General features: G+C 66.1%; 13 protein-coding genes and 2 pseudogenes. 7 read left to right on the plus strand and 8 right to left on the minus strand.

Going from position 1 to position 15,884, the window contains the following annotated elements; all coding sequences use genetic code 11:
• Positions 1-12 precede the first annotated feature (12 nt).
• The 5 genes and pseudogenes from MVA47_RS07715 to MVA47_RS07735 all read right to left on the minus strand — a co-directional run bounded on the left by MVA47_RS07715 (position 13) and on the right by MVA47_RS07735 (position 6,602).
• Entirely contained in the window at positions 13-2,244 is a 2,232-nt protein-coding gene (locus MVA47_RS07715) for an AAA family ATPase (protein ID WP_247207359.1), read from the minus strand.
• 52 nt (positions 2,245-2,296) lie between these two features.
• Positions 2,297-3,268, minus strand: coding sequence for a phosphatidylcholine/phosphatidylserine synthase (locus MVA47_RS07720; RefSeq protein ID WP_247207360.1), 972 nt, complete (start codon positions 3,266-3,268; stop codon positions 2,297-2,299).
• Positions 3,265-3,977: pseudogene (locus tag MVA47_RS07725) on the minus strand (phosphatidylserine decarboxylase). The gene MVA47_RS07720 and the pseudogene MVA47_RS07725 overlap by 4 nt, the downstream one beginning before the upstream one ends.
• Positions 3,978-4,005: 28 nt before the next feature.
• Positions 4,006-5,241 (minus strand): gephyrin-like molybdotransferase Glp, encoded by a 1,236-nt coding sequence (gene glp / locus MVA47_RS07730; RefSeq protein WP_247207361.1) that lies wholly within the window; start codon positions 5,239-5,241, stop codon positions 4,006-4,008.
• Positions 5,241-6,602 (minus strand): dipeptidase, encoded by a 1,362-nt coding sequence (locus MVA47_RS07735; protein ID WP_247207362.1) that lies wholly within the window; start codon positions 6,600-6,602, stop codon positions 5,241-5,243. Before MVA47_RS07735 ends, glp begins: the two co-directional genes overlap by 1 nt.
• Positions 6,603-6,739: 137 nt before the next feature.
• On the opposite strand from MVA47_RS07735, the gene MVA47_RS07740 reads away from it, so the two are divergent.
• Positions 6,740-7,528, plus strand: a complete 789-nt coding sequence (locus MVA47_RS07740) for an HAD-IIA family hydrolase (protein ID WP_247207363.1) — start codon at positions 6,740-6,742, stop codon at positions 7,526-7,528.
• Positions 7,529-7,532: 4 nt separating this feature from the next.
• On the opposite strand, the gene MVA47_RS07745 is transcribed toward MVA47_RS07740, so the two are convergent.
• From MVA47_RS07745 to MVA47_RS07755, 3 genes are all read right to left on the minus strand, one after another.
• The gene (locus MVA47_RS07745; protein WP_023957098.1) at positions 7,533-7,988 is read right to left on the minus strand and encodes an SRPBCC family protein; all 456 of its coding nucleotides are present in this window, start codon (positions 7,986-7,988) and stop codon (positions 7,533-7,535) included.
• 26 nt (positions 7,989-8,014) lie between these two features.
• Positions 8,015-9,157 carry an acyl-CoA dehydrogenase family protein gene (locus MVA47_RS07750; RefSeq protein WP_247207364.1) on the minus strand — a complete coding sequence of 381 codons (1,143 nt, stop codon included), beginning with the start codon at positions 9,155-9,157 and terminating at the stop codon, positions 8,015-8,017.
• 84 nt (positions 9,158-9,241) lie between these two features.
• Positions 9,242-10,414: an acyl-CoA dehydrogenase family protein gene (locus MVA47_RS07755; protein WP_030169363.1), complete on the minus strand. Its 1,173-nt coding sequence runs from the start codon at positions 10,412-10,414 to the stop codon at positions 9,242-9,244.
• 188 nt (positions 10,415-10,602) lie between these two features.
• Here MVA47_RS07755 and MVA47_RS07760 point away from each other — a divergent pair, with 188 nt between their 5' ends.
• From MVA47_RS07760 to MVA47_RS07785, 6 genes and pseudogenes are all read left to right on the plus strand, one after another.
• The gene (locus tag MVA47_RS07760; protein ID WP_247207365.1) at positions 10,603-11,283 is read left to right on the plus strand and encodes a TetR/AcrR family transcriptional regulator; all 681 of its coding nucleotides are present in this window, start codon (positions 10,603-10,605) and stop codon (positions 11,281-11,283) included.
• Between the two features lie 231 nt (positions 11,284-11,514).
• Positions 11,515-12,039 (plus strand): MSMEG_0572/Sll0783 family nitrogen starvation response protein, encoded by a 525-nt coding sequence (locus MVA47_RS07765; RefSeq protein WP_099381270.1) that lies wholly within the window; start codon positions 11,515-11,517, stop codon positions 12,037-12,039.
• Between the two features lie 125 nt (positions 12,040-12,164).
• Positions 12,165-13,220, plus strand: coding sequence for an MSMEG_0568 family radical SAM protein (locus tag MVA47_RS07770; protein ID WP_247207366.1), 1,056 nt, complete (start codon positions 12,165-12,167; stop codon positions 13,218-13,220).
• Between the two features lie 2 nt (positions 13,221-13,222).
• Positions 13,223-14,633 (plus strand): annotated as a pseudogene (locus tag MVA47_RS07775) (MSMEG_0567/sll0787 family protein).
• A gap of 44 nt (positions 14,634-14,677) precedes the next feature.
• A complete protein-coding gene (locus MVA47_RS07780) occupies positions 14,678-14,989 on the plus strand; it encodes an MSMEG_0570 family nitrogen starvation response protein (protein ID WP_247207367.1) in 312 nt (103 codons plus the stop codon).
• 50 nt (positions 14,990-15,039) lie between these two features.
• On the plus strand, positions 15,040-15,876 hold the full coding sequence (locus MVA47_RS07785) for a carbon-nitrogen hydrolase family protein (protein WP_247207368.1): 837 nt from the start codon (positions 15,040-15,042) through the stop codon (positions 15,874-15,876).
• The last annotated feature ends 8 nt before the right edge of the window (positions 15,877-15,884 follow it).

Consider the following 15,884-nt stretch of genomic DNA (forward strand, 5'->3'; position numbering starts at 1 on the left):
CGCAAAAGAGCTTCAGGCTCCACGCTTTTCGGCGTACTGACGCAGGTTCTCCACCTGGGCCGGATCGAGGGACGGCCGAACCTTGTCCTGCGCCACCCCGACGTCCTCGGCGGTGACGATGGCCGCGTCGATGTTCCGTCGCATCGCGGCCAGAGCAGCCTCTCGGAGCAGTGCGGCGCAGTCGGCGGCCGAGTATCCGTCCAGGCCTGCGGCCAGCTGGTCCAGGTCGATGTCTTCTGCCAGTGGTACCGACTTGCTCGACGTCCGCAGGATCGCAGCGCGGGCATCGGCATCAGGTGGCGGCACGAACACGAGCCGCTCCAGACGGCCGGGACGCAGCAGCGCTGGATCGATGAGATCGGGACGGTTGGTCGCGCCGAGTACCACCACATCCCGTAGCGGTTCGACCCCGTCGAGTTCGGTGAGCAGTGCCGCGACCACCCGATCGCCGACACCTGAGTTCGACGACTGACCGCGGCGTGGGGCCAGGGCGTCGATCTCGTCCAGGAAGATGAGCGATGGTGCCGACTCGCGTGCCCGGTCGAACAGGTCGCGGACCGCCTTCTCTGATGACCCGACCCATTTGTCCATCAGCTCAGCACCTTTGACGCTGTGCACGCTGAGTTGTCCGGACGCGGCGAGCGCGCGCACCACAAAGGTCTTGCCGCATCCGGGAGGACCGTAGAGCAGCACGCCGCGGGGTGGGTCGACGCCGAGCCGGGTGAAGGTGTCCGGGTGCTGTAGCGGCCAGAGCACGGCCTCGGTGAGTGCCTGTTTGGTCTCCACCATGTCGCCGACCTCGTCGAGCGTCAGGCTGCCGACCGCGACCTCGGGCGATGCCGACCGGGATACCGGCCGAATCACTTCCAGCGCGCCGAGCAGATCGGCCTCGATGAGCGTAGGTGGCTCGCCGTCGCGGGCGCTGCGGGCAGCTGCCCGCAGCGCGGCCTCGCGGGTGAGGGCGGCGAGGTCGGCGGCGACGAAACCGGGTGTGCGAGCGCTGATCGCGCCGAGGTCGATGGTTCCGGTGGGCACGGACTCCAGGAGCGCGCCGAGGAGACCTCGCCGGATCTTGTTGTCGGGCAATCCGATCGACAACTCGCGGTCGCAGAGATCGGGATCGCGGAGACGTTGGTCGAGGTTTTCGGGCGCCGAACTGGTGCAGATCAGAGCCACCCGGTCAGCCGTGATCGCCGTACGAAGTGCGTCGAGGATGAGCGCCGAGACCGGGTCTGCCTCGGCGGGCAGCAGTGCCTCGACATCGCTGATGAGCAACACCGCGCCCGTCTCGGACGCTGCCGACACCAGTTGACTGACTGCATCTTTGACAGCAGCGAGCCGCCCGGATGCCTCGAGCGCGCCGGTGACCGGGCCGTCGAGGTAGACCAGAGCTCGCCCGGCGCACACGGCCCGGGCGACAGTTGCCTTACCGACCCCGGGTGGGCCGGTGAGCACCACACCGAGTCGCGCTTGCGCGCCGAGGGCGGTGAGCAACTCCGGGTTGTCGAGGGCGAGGCCGAGCCATTCGGTCAGCTTGTCCACCTGTGCGTCGACGCCGACGAGTTCGTCGACGGTCCGAGCCGGGGGAGCAATACTGACGGTCGCCTTGGCCGGTGTGTGCCGGGTGGATGCACTGGTGGCCGCCTCGGCGGTCGTCGGCAGTCCGGCGCTCTTGTCAGCCCACAGCACCGCGGTGTTCGGTTGCACGCTCACCGGGCCGGATGGGTCGGCGTCCACCACGGTGAGCAGTTCGTTGGTCCAGGTGATGCCCACCGACGTCGCCAGCGAACGAGTGGCGTCGGACGTCGCGAAATCGGGACCGAGGTCGCGCGGCAAGAGCGACACCACATCTCCGGCCGACACCACCTTTCCGAGGAGTGCGCGCCGCAGGGTGGTCTCGTCCACCGAATCGGCGGTCAGCCGCGAACCGCGCACCATCACGCGGGTAGCGCCGTGCACCACGACGGGGTACAACACCACCGGGGCGTCGGACTTCAGGCCCGCGTTGGACAGCGTCAGCTCGTCGAGCAGCGCGATGCCGGTGGGCGCGGACGCATCGGTGGCGGCGATCACCGCGCCGGTGGTACGCGAGCCGATCACGGCCACCCCGTCCCACTCGCGCAGCGCCAACGCGGCGAGGACCTCCGGGTGCACCCTGACGATGCCGCGGCGCGCCTCGGCCGCCGAGAGGTTGAGCCGGGCGGTCAGCGTCAATTGCGGAGACGCGGCAGATGCGGGAGTCACAGGGCAAAACTACCGTCTGCGGCGATCGGCGCGGGCTGGTGCTCGCTACCCGTTACTGGTCGCCGGGGCGGCGCAGGCCGAGACGGGCCGACGATTTGGTCGGCCTGCCGCGCCGCACTTGCCGGATGGCGCGTCGTTCGGCCCGGCGTTCCCGGGGGTGGAAGTCCCAGGTCTCCGGTCGGCTGGCCACCCATCGCTTGGTTCTCCAGGCGAACGGGATGTGCAGCAGGTAGAGACCGATCGCCACCACCATGAGCAGATACGGGTAGGTCAGCAGCGCGGCGGCGAACAGGGCCACACCGATGAGCACCAGCACCAACGCGTTCGGCGGCACCGCGTACGACTTGAGGGACGCGGTCGGCAGACGACTGACGGCCAGCAGCGCAGTGATGGTCATCCATGTGCCGACGGTTGCATCCGAGGTCCACCAACCCATTCCGAATTGCTCTTCGAGGGCGATGGGCAACATCGCGATGAGAGCGGCGGCGGGAGCGGGCACACCCACGAAGAAGTCCTTGGTGTACTGCGGCGTGTCGTCTTCGTCGATCAGTGTGTTGAACCGCGCCAACCTCAAAACGATTGCGCAGCAATAGATCAGCGACAGCAGCCATCCCACGTCGTTGCCCTCGAGCAGGAGGACGTAGAGGGTCAGCGCGGGGGCCACCCCGAAGTTGATGGCGTCGGCGAGAGAATCCAGTTCGGCCCCGATACGCGTGGTCGCCCCCAGCAGGCGGGCCACCCGGCCGTCGAGGCCGTCGAGCAGTGCCGCAGCTGCGATCATCGCAACGCACAGGTGGATTCGGCCATCGAGAGCGAACTTGGTGGCCGACAGGCCGGCGCAGATGGCAAGGACGGTGAGCGCCGACGGAACGAGGAGCTTGCCGGTGTTCAGCGTTCCGGCGCGGCTCGGACGGCGCCGGCGCCGGGAACTCCCTGCCGGCACCACCCGGCTGCCGGACCGGCGGACCGGGTCCTTCCGGACGGGTTCCTTTCGGCCAGGATCCTTGCGAACGGACTCTTTCATCCCAGCTGCGCCAACACGGTCTCCGCGCCGACGGCGCGTTGGCCCACGGCGACGAGCGGGCGGGTGCCCTCGGGCAGGTAGACGTCCACGCGTGAACCGAACCGGATCAAGCCATAGGTGTCGCCGAGCGTCACCAGATCTCCGGGTCGGGCCTCACACACGATGCGCCTGGCGATGAGCCCGGCGATCTGCACCACCACCAACTCGGTGCCGTCGGCGGTGCGGATCAGCATGGAGTTGCGCTCGTTCTCGGCGCTTGCATCGGGGAGGTCGGCGCTGACGAACTTGCCCGGCCGGTACTCGACCGACTCGACCGTGCCGGCGATCGGGATCCGTTGCACGTGTACGTCGAAGATCGAGAGGAAGATCGACACGCGTGGTCGGGGGTGTCGCCCAGCCCGAGCTCGTGCGGTGGCGCGGCATGGTCCACCAACGCGACCTGTCCGTCGGCCGGCGCGACCACAACTCCGGCAGCGTTCGGAGGCACCCGGCTCGGGTGACGGAAGAACGCGGCGGTGGCAAGCGTGGCTGCGGTTGCCGGTGTCCGGATCCAGCCGTGACGTCGGCCGGCGAGGGCCACGGCGGCGCCCGCCGCCACGAACGGCACACCGGCTCGGTGGATCGGTGGCACGGTTTCCCGCACGAGGTCGGCAAAATGTGCCAGGCGGGTCACACTCTCGGGTTCAGTGGGTCTGGGTCGTCTGGCCATGGCCGCAATTGTCGCAGGTGCTCATCGGTCAGCTGTCCTCCAGGATCAGCACTTCGACGTCGGCGCCGGTCTCGACCCTGTCGGTGTCCGCAGCAATGTCGAGCAACGCGTTTGCCGATGCCATGAACGCCAGGTGATGTGAACCCGGTGGCCCGATGGGTCGCACCGAGGCGACACCGTCGGCGATCGTGAGTTCACCCCTGCGGAACTGGCGTTTGCCTCTGGGGGAGGTGATCGGTTCGGTGACCGACGCGGTGGTGGTGCGCCGCGAGGCGGGCAGGCCCATGGCTGCGCGCAGGGCCGGCCGGACGAACACCTCGAAGGACACCTGAGCGCTCACCGGATTGCCCGGCAGGGTGATGATCGGGACAGCCGTGCCCCCCGAACTCGTATAGGTGCCGCAACCCTGCGGCATGCCTGGCTGCATGGCCACCTTGGCGAACTCCACCCCGTGACCTACCAGCGCATCCTTGACGACCTCGTACGCGCCGGCACTGACGCCGCCCGAGGTGATGATGAGATCGACGGCGGTACCGTCCGCGCCGTCGACGTACTCGTCGAGTCGTGCCCGGAACTGGCCGACGTCATCGGGCACGAAGTGCACCTGTTCGGAGATCGCCCCCGCCTCGATGGCCGCGGCCGTCAGCATCGCGCCGTTGGACTCGTAGATCTGTCCGTACTGTAGCGGCGTCCCAGCGGGCACCAGCTCACTTCCGGTCGACAGGACCAGCACCCGCAGCGGCGCGAACACAGCGACCTCGGCGATACCGAGGGCGGCCAGCAAACCCAACTGCGGTGCGTGCAGAACGCGCCCGGACGAGAGGGCACGGGTCCCTGCGCCGATATCGGAACCGGCGGCGCGGATGGCGGCTCCGGCCGGGACCGGTGCGTTGATCCTCACCTCGGAGACGCCGCCGTCGGTGAGCTCCACCTGGATCACCGCGTCCGCTCCGGCAGGCACGGGGGCTCCGGTCATGATGCGGTGGGCCGTGCCGGGTGTCAGGGTGAGCTGATCGGTTCGCCCTGCCGGGATGTCTTCTGCGACAGGCAGGATGACGGGATCGGTCTCCGTCGCGTGCGCGATGTCCGAGGCGATGACGGCGTAGCCGTCCATCGCCGAGTTGTCGAAGCCGGGCAGCGTGACCCCGGCGACGACATCGTCGGCGAGCACCCTGCCGAGGGCGGCTGCGGCAGGCACGGTGACAGGCCGGGGCTCGGCGAACAAGGCTGCGACGATGGCCTGGTGTTCCTCGACCGTGCGCATCAGGCGTCCACCGTGTACGTGGCGAGGAACAGGGCAAGGGACAGTGCAGTTTTCGAGATCTCGTCCGGATCCACGCTCTCGTTCGGTGCATGGATCCGGCAATTCGGTTCCTCGACGCCGAGTAGTGCGATCTCGGCTCTGGGGCAGATTTCCGAGAGCACCGTGCACAGGGGTATCGATCCACCCTGACCGGAATGGACCACCTCGGCCCGGTATGCCTTGCCCATCGCCTCGGTGAGCGCCTTGTACCCAGGGCCCGAGGTGTCGGCAGCGAACGGCGCCCCGGTCATCACGGTGTCGACCTGCACCTTGGCGTGCCACGGAATGTGTTTGTGCAGATGACCTTCCAGTGCCAACGCTGCCACTCCGGGATTCACGCCGGGTGGCACACGCAGGTTGAGCATCGCCGAGGCGCGTGGATTGATGGCGGCCACGCAGTCGTCGGTGTTCGGTGCGTCCAAACCGATCACCGTCACCGCCGGCCGCGCCCACACCATCTCTGCCGGGGTGCCCGAGCCGAGGATGTCCACGCCGTCGAGCGTTGTGGAGTCGGAGCGGAACTGCAGGGGATCGTAGGTTGCGCCAGGCCAGGATTGACTGGCGGGCAGCCCGTCGATCGTGGTGTTGCCGTCGGCATCTCGCAGGGTCGCCAACCCGGCGATGAGTGCGGCAAGCGCGTCGGGGGCCGCGCCGCCGAACTGTCCCGCATGCACTTCCGATGCGAGGGTCTCGACCGAGACCTTCACGCCCGCGACCCCACGCAGGCTGGTGGTGAGCGTGGGTACACCCGGGGCCACGTTTCCGGTGTCGCAGATCAGGATCATGTCCGCATCGAAGAGGTCTGACTGACTGCGGGCGAGTTGATCCAGACCCTCGCCGCCGGCTTCTTCCGAGCCCTCGATCACCACTCGAATTCCCAACGCCGGCAGCGCCGCAAATGAGCGGAGCGCGGTGAGGATGGCGACGACGTTGCCCTTGCAGTCCGCCGCACCTCGCCCGAACCAGCGACCGTCGTGAGTGGTGAGTGCAAACGGCGGCGAGTTCCAGAGGTCTTCGGGGCCGGCCGGCTGCACGTCGTGGTGTGAGTACAGCAAGACGGTCGGGGATCCCGGCGGGCCGGGGCGATGACCGATCACGGCCTGACTGCCGTCGACGGTGTCGTACACCTGCGTCTCGATCCCGGCGTCGGCGAACGCGCCACGAACCCAGGCAGCGCTGGCCCGGCAGTCATCCCGTTTGTCGGGGTCGATGTGTACAGACGGCAGCGACACGAGGTCGGCGAGGTCGGCGTGAGCGCGCGACATCAGGCCGGTCACACGTTTGGACAGGGTCGAGTACTGCGTCGAGAGCTGGTCGGCCATGGTGCCAAGCATGCCGGAAGGACCACCACGACCGCCAGAAAAGTCGAGTTCGGCATGATCGGGCGGCGCTGTGAGAATTGTCGGACCTGCCGGCTCCCGCGTGCGATCGACCGTTGGCAGGACTAGGTTTCTCAGGTATGGCCGAAGGGTTGCTGCTCGACATCGACGGGGTGCTCGTCACCTCGTGGAAAGCCCTGCCCGGTGCCGTCGAAGCCCTCGAGGAGATCGCCGATACCGGTCTGCCGCGAATGTTCTTGACCAACACCACATCCAAGTCGCGAGCGCAGATCGCCGAGGCGCTCACCGACGTGGGATTCAAGGTGCGCGACGACGAGATCGTGACTGCCGCCGTGTTGACGGCCGAGTACCTGCGCACCAAACACCCCGGCAAGCGGGTTGTGGTGTTCAACGAGGGCGCGGTCAACGAGGACATGGCAGGGGTGAATCTCGTCGACGACGACCCCGAAGTGGTGGTTTTCGGGGGCGCGGGCCCGTCGTTCACCCACGAGCTGATGTCGAGAGCCCTGGGCTGGATGATCGAAGGCGTACCGACCGTCGCCATGCACCGGTCGCTCACGTGGTCGACCAGCAGCGGACCGAAGATCGACACCGGGGTGTACCTCGAAGGCCTCCAGAAGGCCACCGGAAAGAAGATCCGCGCGATCGGCAAGCCATCGCCGCTGGGCTTTCGTTCGGCCGTGGAGATGCTCGGCGTGGGTGATCCGGGCGGGGTGGTGATGGTGGGTGACGACATGTACAGCGATGTGCTGGGCGCCCAGAAGACCGCGATCACCGGCGTGTTGGTGCGGACCGGCAAGTTCCTGCCCGAACAACTCGACGCCCTCGTCAAGGACGAGTTCGGGCAGGTCCCCGATCACGTCATCGACTCGATCGCGGACCTGCCCGCACTGCTGAAGAAGCTGTGATGCGCTAGCGCACCGACGCCTTGATCTTGCCCAGCGTCTGCTGCATCCCGTCGGTGAGCTCGGCGTCGAACGACTTCTCGCCGCCGAATGCCAGGTTGATCAGCGTAGACGACACCTTGGTGGTGCCGTTGGGTGCCTCACGACGTTCGGTGAGCTCCACGCCGTCCTCGGTGGGGGTGATGGTGAAGCTCCACACGCTGTTGTTCTCGTTGATCTTGTACGCGATCTCTTTGTTCGGTTCGAACCGGACCACCTTTGCGGTGGTCGGCCAGACCAGCAGACCGCGTTTGTTCACGTTGACAGTCTTGGTGCCGAGGGTGACGGGACCGCCCCCGCGGACCACGACCTTGCGGCATTGTGGGCTCCACTCGCCCATCCGCTTCAGGTCGGACACCACTTTCCACACCTGCTCAGGTGTGGCCTTGATGTGAGTGGACGCTTCGAGCAGTGGGGCAGCCATGGAACTCCTGTCAATGAACGTTGTCACTATCCGATCAGGATCTTGTCATAGTCCGCGATCTGATTCGACAGTGTTCGGAGATGTTCGGACGCACCGCCGAGGGTGTGTTCGATGGCGAGCAGCCGGCTCACGTAGTGCCCGACCGGGTACTCGGCGGTGATGCCGATACCGCCGTGCATCTGGATGGCCTCCTGCCCGATCTTGCGGGCGGAGCGGCAGATCTGCAGTTTGGCCCGCGACGCGACGATCGGGTTCACGTCGCCGTCGGCGAGGGTGACCGTTGCGTAGAGACTCATGCTGCGGGCCTGCTCGAGAAGAACGTACATGTCGGCGGCACGCTGGGTCAGGGTCTGGAACTTCGCCAGTGGTACGCCGAACTGCTTGCGCTGCTTGAGGTATTCGGTGGTGAACCGCAGCGATTCTTCCATGGCGCCGACTGCCTCGGCGCACAGCGCGACCTGCGTGACCACTTCCGAGCGCACCAGCGCCGCGGCCACATCGCCCTCGGGCAGTCGGGTGGCGGGAGCGTCCTGCAGTTCCACCTGGGCACCACGCCGCATGTCGTGCGTACGGAACGCGGTGCGGGATACGCCGGTCGCGGTGGCGTCCACCAGGAACAGGCCGATCTCACCTTGCCCTTGGCCCTGGGCGTCGATGCGGGCGGTCACAACCAGGACGTCGGCGCAATCGCCGTGCAACACAGGGTTTTTACGGCCGGTGAGGACGTAGCCGTCTCCCGACGCCGTGGCGGTGGTACTGACAGCCGCGCTCGGCCACCGGTCGCCCGGTTCTGTGTGCGCGAATGCCGCGAGGAGTTCACCGGAGGCGAGTTGTGGCAGGTACTGGGCACGTTGTTCCGCGCTGCCGGTCTCGGCGATGAGTCCGCCGGGCACGTACACCGCGTCGAGCACGGGCTCTGGAGCAAGACTGCGGCCGATCTCGCCGAGTACGGCCGCGACCTCTTCGGGTCCGGCGCCCATGCCACCGTCGTCCTCGCTGAACGGCAGACCGAGAATGCCGATCTCCGCCAACGACTTCCACACGTCTCGGCTCCAGCCGAGGTCGGTGGCTGTGACTTCGCGAAGCTTCTCGATGTCGTAGAACTTGGTCAGGACGTCATGCGCGGTGTCGCGCAGCATCGTCTGTTCCTCGTTGAGTTCAAAATCCATGGTGAAGGCAGTCCTTCGTTAGTTGGTGCCGCGAGCGCTCGACGTCGGCATCAGGGATGAAGTCCGTAGATGGGGAGGTCGTGGTCAGAGGCCGAGGATGGAGGACGCGATGATGGTTCGCTGGACCTCGGACGAGCCGCTGTAGATCGAGACCTTGCGGTGATTGAGGTACGTAGGAACGGTCTCTTGCGCCCAGTGCGGGGACCCGATGTCTGCCGCGTCCACAGCCAGTGAGTCGACTCCCGCGAGGTCGGCCAGGATCTCGGTGGACGCCTGCTGTAGCTCGCTACCGCGGAGCTTCAAGACCGAGGAGACCGGATCGGGCTTGCCGTCTGCCGACGATGCCACCACCCGCAACTGTGTCAATTCCAGTGCGAGCAACTCGTTTTCGAGTTCGGCCAGGCGCGCGGCGAACAGGGGATCTTCCAGCAGGGTGCCGTCGCCGACGGGTGTCTTCGCAGCCAGCTCCTTGGCCAGGGCGAGGCGGTTCTTGGTGATGCCCACCCGGGTGACACCCGTTCGCTCGTTGCCGAGCAGGAACTTCGCGTATCCCCAGCCCGCGTTCTCTTCGCCGACCAGGTTCTCCACCGGCACCCGGACGTTCTCGAAGAAGACCTCGTTCACCTCGAAGCCGCCGTCGACCAGCTGAATCGGCCTGACGGTGATGCCCTCGGTCTTCATGTCGATGAGCAGGAAGCTGATCCCCGCCTGGCGTTTCGGTGCATCGGGGTTGGTGCGCACCAGTGCGAAGATCCAGTCGGCGTACTGGGCCATGGTGGTCCAGGTCTTCTGACCGTTGACCACGTAGTGGTCGCCGTCGCGAACCGCACGGGTCTTGAGCGATGCCAGGTCGGATCCCGCCTCGGGCTCGGAGAACCCTTGGCACCACCAGATGTCGAGGTTGGCCGTGGCGGGGAGGAAGCGCTCTTTGATCTCCTGCGAGCCGAAATTGGCGATCACCGGGCCCACCATGTCGGTGTTGAACGCGAGGGGCTCGGGCACCGAGGCGAGGTTCATCTCGTTCTGCCAGATGTGTTTCTGCACGGGAGTCCAGTCGCGGCCGCCCCACTCGGAAGGCCACTTCGGCACCGCCAGACCGTGCTCGTTCAGGATCCGCTGAACCGTGATCATGTCGTCAGGGAAGTTCAACGTGCCCGCGGCGGTCCGCTCGCGGATCTCCTTGGGGATCTCGGTGGTGAAGAAGGTCCGCATTTCCTCGCGGAAGGCAACTTCGTCGTCGCTCAGTTTGAGGTGCATTGTTCCTTGATACTCCCGATCGTGTGCGTGCGTAAGGAACTCCGGCATGGTCCAACGCAATTTTTTCTCGCGGCGCCACAGAGTTTTACTCGTCGGTCAAACAAAGCCGATTCTAGCTGATGAACGGTGTCGTGCCAAGGGCGAAGCGCGAGGATGGGCGGGCGGGGCGGTGACGTAAAATCGCGACCATGGCCAAAGTTCGGCAACGATCGGGTGCTGCGCCGTCCCGTCGCAGCAACGGAAACCGGCCGAGCGATGACCTACTCCTCGACGCAGCGCGAGATGTGTTCCACGCCAACGGCTATCACGCAACCTCCATGGAGGCCATCGCGCAGCAGGCCGATGCCACCAAGCCGACGCTCTACTCCCACTTCGGCAGCAAGGATCAGCTCTACCGGGCGTGCCTGGTCCGGGAGGCAGACAAACTTCGCGAGTGGTTGTTCGCGGCGTACGAGTCCGCCTCTGGATTGTCGATGGAGGAGCAGGTCAAGGCTGACATGGTGGCCTTCTTCCGCTACGCGTCAGAGCATCCAGCCGGTTTCGGGCTGCTCTTCGGTGATGTCACCTCCGGGCCCAATGCCGAGATCCGCGACGAACTGGTGCTGAGCATCTCGGGGCAGATCGCCATGCGCATCCGTGCCTACTACACATTGCGGGCTCTGCCCGCGCCCGAGCAGAGCGCCGAACTCCTCGCCTCGATGCTGGCCGGCATCGCCATCCACGGCGGCCGGCAGGCCCTCGCCCTCGAGCTCCCGCCCCACGAAGTCGGACTCTTTGCCACTGCGCTTGCACACGCGGGCCTCAAACACCTCGCGCCTGTTCACATGGAGAACATCGACCGCACCGCGAGTGGTCTCCACGCGCAGTGACATCGCACGCACCGATGTGAACGGGTTGGCGGCATCACGGACGTGGGGATGCGTGCGGCAGCGGTGATTACCGGCTCGTTACAGCGGTGAGACTCCTGCAGCACAGTGTTATTCCCTGGATAACCACCGGGAAACAGGCGACTTCTGTACTGGAACACGTAGCCCACTTCGGCTCTCGCTCATCGGCAATGCGGCCGAGGCGGCATCTATCTTCGCCCTCCAGGAGGACCCGTGTCCGATATCGATCAGTTGATTGCCGAGAATATCAAGAAGTCTGTGGCTGAGATCCCGCATCCGTCGTTGCCGAAGGGCAGCAACATTTATGGGGGGACGAAGTTGTTCCCGGATTATCAGGCTGAGGGTGGGGAGTCGTATTTCACGTTGGTTCATGGGATTGCTCATGAGTCGTCGGTGAGTTTTGTGGCGGTGTTGCAGGCGACGCGGGCGTTGCGTAAGGGGTTTGAGTCGGCGTTGTATTTTTATGGTCCGGGTGCGATCAATTGCCTGGCCACGCGTGGTTTTCCGACGACGGGTGATTCGGGTTTTCCGGGGGAGCAGAACATCAATGATTCGTTGGGGACGTTCATCGGTGAGGGTGGGACGGTGTATTGCTGTCGGTTCGGGTTGGCGTTGCATGGTGGTCGTGAGGAGGATTTGATCGAGGGTGTGATTCCGGCTCATCCGTTGGATGTGCAGGATGCGTTGATTCATTACGCCCGTAAGGGTGCCATCATCAACTCCACCTACATGGTCTGAGGGCACTCCATATGCCGGATTCGGAGACGGAGCGCAGCGGAGCTCGACCGGAATCTCAGACGGAGCGCAGCGGAGCTCGACCGGAATCTCAGACGGAGCGCAGCGGAGCTCGACCGGGATCAGCGTTGTCGGCACGCGTGGATCTTGCGTTGCTCGGAGTCCGGGGTTCATTGCCGGTCAGGCGTTCGGCTGGTGCGGGTCCCAGCGACGACGGTCATCTCGTCATCAACGGGATCAACGCAGCGATTCCGCGGAACCCGTTGAGCCCGTACGTCCTCGAGGGTGACCAAATCCTTCTGGATGGTTCGTCCGAAAACCTGGGACTGGATGTGTCGGCCATCGATCGTCCGGCGTTCTACGACCTCCGCACCGACTCGGGCACGGAGTACGAGAAGATCGCCAAACTGCATGGCCGGGACGTCCTCGCGAGCACGGTCATGCAGACATGCATCCGCTACGACCCGGCGCAGCGGTGTCGCTTCTGCACCATCGAGGAATCACTGCGTGCGGGAGCAACCGTGGCCGTGAAGAAGCCGGCTGAACTCGCCGAGGTCGCCGAAGCGGCGGTGCGCCTGGACGGGGTGAAGCAGATGGTGATGACCACCGGTACGTCTGCGGCCGGAGACCGTGGTGCCAAGCACCTGGCACGGTGTGTGCGAGCGGTCAAAGCGGTTGTCCCACAACTACCCATCCAGGTGCAGTGCGAACCTCCGGGCGACCTGGCGACGCTCACGGAACTGCGTGAGGCAGGCGCGGAGTCGATCGGCATCCACATCGAGTCCCTCGACGACGACGTCCGCGCCCGATGGATGCCGGGCAAGGCCACGGTGTCCATCGGCGAGTACCGGGCCGCATGGGCCGAGGCGGTGCGGGTGTTCGGCCGAAATCAGGTGTCCACGTACCTCCTCATCGGACTGGGTGAAGATCCCGACGAGCTGGTCGACGGTGCACGCGAATTGGTCGAGATGGGCGTGTATCCCTTTGTGGTGCCGTTCCGTCCACACCCGGGTTCACTTGCGGTCGATGTGGACTTCGCGCGCGCTCCGCGGGCGGATGTGGTCGAGGCCGTCACCCGGCGGGTTGCGAAGGAACTGGCGGCTGCCGGCATGGCAGGTTCGGACCAGAAGGCGGGCTGTGCGGCCTGTGGCGCCTGCAGTGTTCTACAGAATGTGGGTGGTTGACGATGCGTACCGAAGCGAGGGATCTGTCTATTCTGACCGGTCCGCGGCGCGTCACCGCCCCCGGTGGGTTCATCATCCAACATGCCGACACGGCAGCACAATTGGCGTCGTACCGGGCTTTGCGTCACGACGCGTTCGTGCGTACGCAAGAACTCTTCACCCATACCGATCGCGATGACCTCGACGACGATCCGCGCACGGTGGTGTTGTGTGCGGTGGCCGACGACGGCACAGTGCTCGGCGGCGTGCGTTTGGCCCCGGCCACCGGCGAGGACATCGGCTGGTGGACGGGAAGCAGGCTGGTGGTACTTCCCACCGATCAGGCACGCGGGGTCGGGCCTGCGCTGGTACGCGCGGCGTGCGCCTACGCGGAGAATGCAGGCGTACTGCGGTTCGATGCGTCGGTGCAGGTGCGCTACCGCTCGATGTTCGTCTCTCTCGGGTGGGAGCACACCGGGGAGGTGGACGTCGCGGGTACCGCGCATGCGGCAATGCGCTGGCCGATCAACAAGATCGAGCGCCTGGTGGCCGGGACGAAGGCGATGCTCGCCGACGTGCTGGCGCCGTTGTCGGGTCATGCTTCCGGGCTGGGCCCCGCAGGCTTCCGAGGAGATGACGGCAGCCCTGTGCCCGGCACCGACATGATTGCCGCATGCGACGCCATCATCCCGTCGATGGTGGAGCGAGACCCCGAATGGGCCGGCTGGTGCGCAGTTCTCGTCAATCTCAATGATCTGTCGGCGATGGGTGCCACGCCCGTCGGATTGCTCGATGCGGTGGGGGCGCCGACCCGCTCGCAGCTGACGCGCATCATCCGGGGAATGGCGAAAGCCGCCGAGGCGTGGAATGTCCCGGTACTCGGTGGTCACACGCAGTCAGGGGTGCCGGCGTCATTGTCGGTGACCGCTCTGGGTCGGACCGGCTCGCCGGTGCCGGCCCGGCGGCGGGAGGGTGGGACACGCCCTACGTCTCACCACCGATGTGGGTGGCGGATGGCGCCGTGGTTACGCAGGGCAGCAATGGGATTCGACGTCAGTCCGTCGGCCGGACGAACTCGAGCGGATGGGCACCTTCGTCCGGCGAGCCGCGCCGGCCGCGGCCAAGGACGTCAGTATGGCGGGTCTGGTCGGCACCACGGGAATGCTCGCCGAGGCCAGCGGCACGGGAGCGATACTCGACGTCGCCGCCATACCGCGGCCGGCAGGTGTCACGGTGGGGGAATGGGTCACCGCGTTCCCCGGCTTCGCGATGATCACCGCCGATGATCCGGGTCGGTCGATACCCGATGCCGGACCGGCGATCTCGGCGACGTGTGGTCGATTGACCGACACCCCAGGTGTCGGGTTGCGCTGGCCGGACGGTGCCGTGACGAGCGCCGTACACAGCACTGTGACCGGGTTGGGAGCAGCATGAGTCAGAGTACGAACCACCGACACATCGAGCCGAGGTCCTGACCCATGCCTGAGATGACCTTCACCGTGCGCTGGCCGAACGGAACCGAACAGCAGTGCTATTCGCCGTCCTTGGTGATGCACGACCACCTCGAGGTGGGTGGGCGTTACCCCATACCGGAGTTCGTCAGCCTCACCACACGTGCCCTCACCGAGGCGAGTGACCGGGTACGTGCGAAGTTCGGGTTCGCATGCACGTCGGCTGCCGCGCAGATGTCGGAGATCCGAGCGGTGTCGCGCCGGATGCCCGAAGGTGCCGTCGAGGTGCTCGCGATGACCGGTGCTGATCTCATCGAGCCCAAGAGCGCCGGCCGATGACTTCGCCGAGCATTGCGCCCACATCTGCCGCGGTTCACTAGTCTTCTCCCATGCCACCCATTCGTGTTGCCGCACTGGCAGCCCACTTCGGTCGGGACGTCGAACGTGCGGTGAGCAAGATCGTCGGCATCATCGAAGCGGCCTCTCGAGACAACGTCGATCTGCTTGTGCTGCCCGACGCGTCACTCGGCGGCTACATCGGTGACCTCCGGGCGCCGGATGTGGATCACCTCCCTCCTGCGGTGGCCATCGATGGACCGGAGATGGCTCGAATCGCTGAGGCCGCAGGACCGATGACGGTGTGCGTCGGATACACCGAAGACGTTGACGGCCAACGCTACAACGCGGCCGCGTGCTTGTCCGGCGCCGGCGTACTCGGTGTGCACCGCAAAGTTCATCAGCCTGCGGGTGAATCGCTGGCCTACTCCGCAGGCGATCACTTCGGCGCGTTCGACACCCCCGTCGGCCGAATCGGGATGCTGATCGACTACGACAAGACGTTTCCCGAGGCCGCGCGCACCTTGGTGCTCGACGGCGCCCGGATCATCGCCGCGCTGTCGGCCTGGCCCGCCAGCGTGACCGACCGTGCCTCACGGCTTCCCAACGACCGGCAATCTCGTCTGTTCGATCTGTACGACGCAGCGCGCGCCGCCGAGAACCAGGTGGTGCTGGTCTCGTCGAATCAAACGGGAGTGATGGGTAAGTTGAGGTTCCTCGGCCAGGCCAAGGTTGTCGGCCCCGGCGGGGAAGTGCTCGCCAAGACGTGGGCGAAAGGCGGAATGGCGGTGTGCGACATCGACATCGATGCGGAGGTCGACCGGGCGCGCCGCGTGCTTCATCATCTCCGGGAACGTCGGGTCGACACCTACTGGCGGGACGAGTCGTGACGGCGGCA

It is taken from the genome of Williamsia sp. DF01-3, assembly GCF_023051145.1.
Taxonomy (GTDB): Bacteria; Actinomycetota; Actinomycetes; order Mycobacteriales; family Mycobacteriaceae; genus Williamsia.

Coding starts and splice junctions, on each gene's coding strand:
- MVA47_RS07785 (WP_247207368.1), top strand. CDS start 15,040: ATGCCACCCATTCGTGTTGCCGCACTGGCAGCCCACTTCGGTCGGGAC.
- MVA47_RS07740 (WP_247207363.1), top strand. CDS start 6,740: ATGGCCGAAGGGTTGCTGCTCGACATCGACGGGGTGCTCGTCACCTCG.
- MVA47_RS07750 (WP_247207364.1), bottom strand. CDS start 9,157: ATGGATTTTGAACTCAACGAGGAACAGACGATGCTGCGCGACACCGCG.
- MVA47_RS07760 (WP_247207365.1), top strand. CDS start 10,603: ATGGCCAAAGTTCGGCAACGATCGGGTGCTGCGCCGTCCCGTCGCAGC.
- MVA47_RS07735 (WP_247207362.1), bottom strand. CDS start 6,602: ATGGCCGACCAGCTCTCGACGCAGTACTCGACCCTGTCCAAACGTGTG.
- glp (WP_247207361.1), bottom strand. CDS start 5,241: ATGCGCACGGTCGAGGAACACCAGGCCATCGTCGCAGCCTTGTTCGCC.
- MVA47_RS07780 (WP_247207367.1), top strand. CDS start 14,678: ATGCCTGAGATGACCTTCACCGTGCGCTGGCCGAACGGAACCGAACAG.
- MVA47_RS07720 (WP_247207360.1), bottom strand. CDS start 3,268: ATGAAAGAGTCCGTTCGCAAGGATCCTGGCCGAAAGGAACCCGTCCGG.
- MVA47_RS07745 (WP_023957098.1), bottom strand. CDS start 7,988: ATGGCTGCCCCACTGCTCGAAGCGTCCACTCACATCAAGGCCACACCT.
- MVA47_RS07755 (WP_030169363.1), bottom strand. CDS start 10,414: ATGCACCTCAAACTGAGCGACGACGAAGTTGCCTTCCGCGAGGAAATG.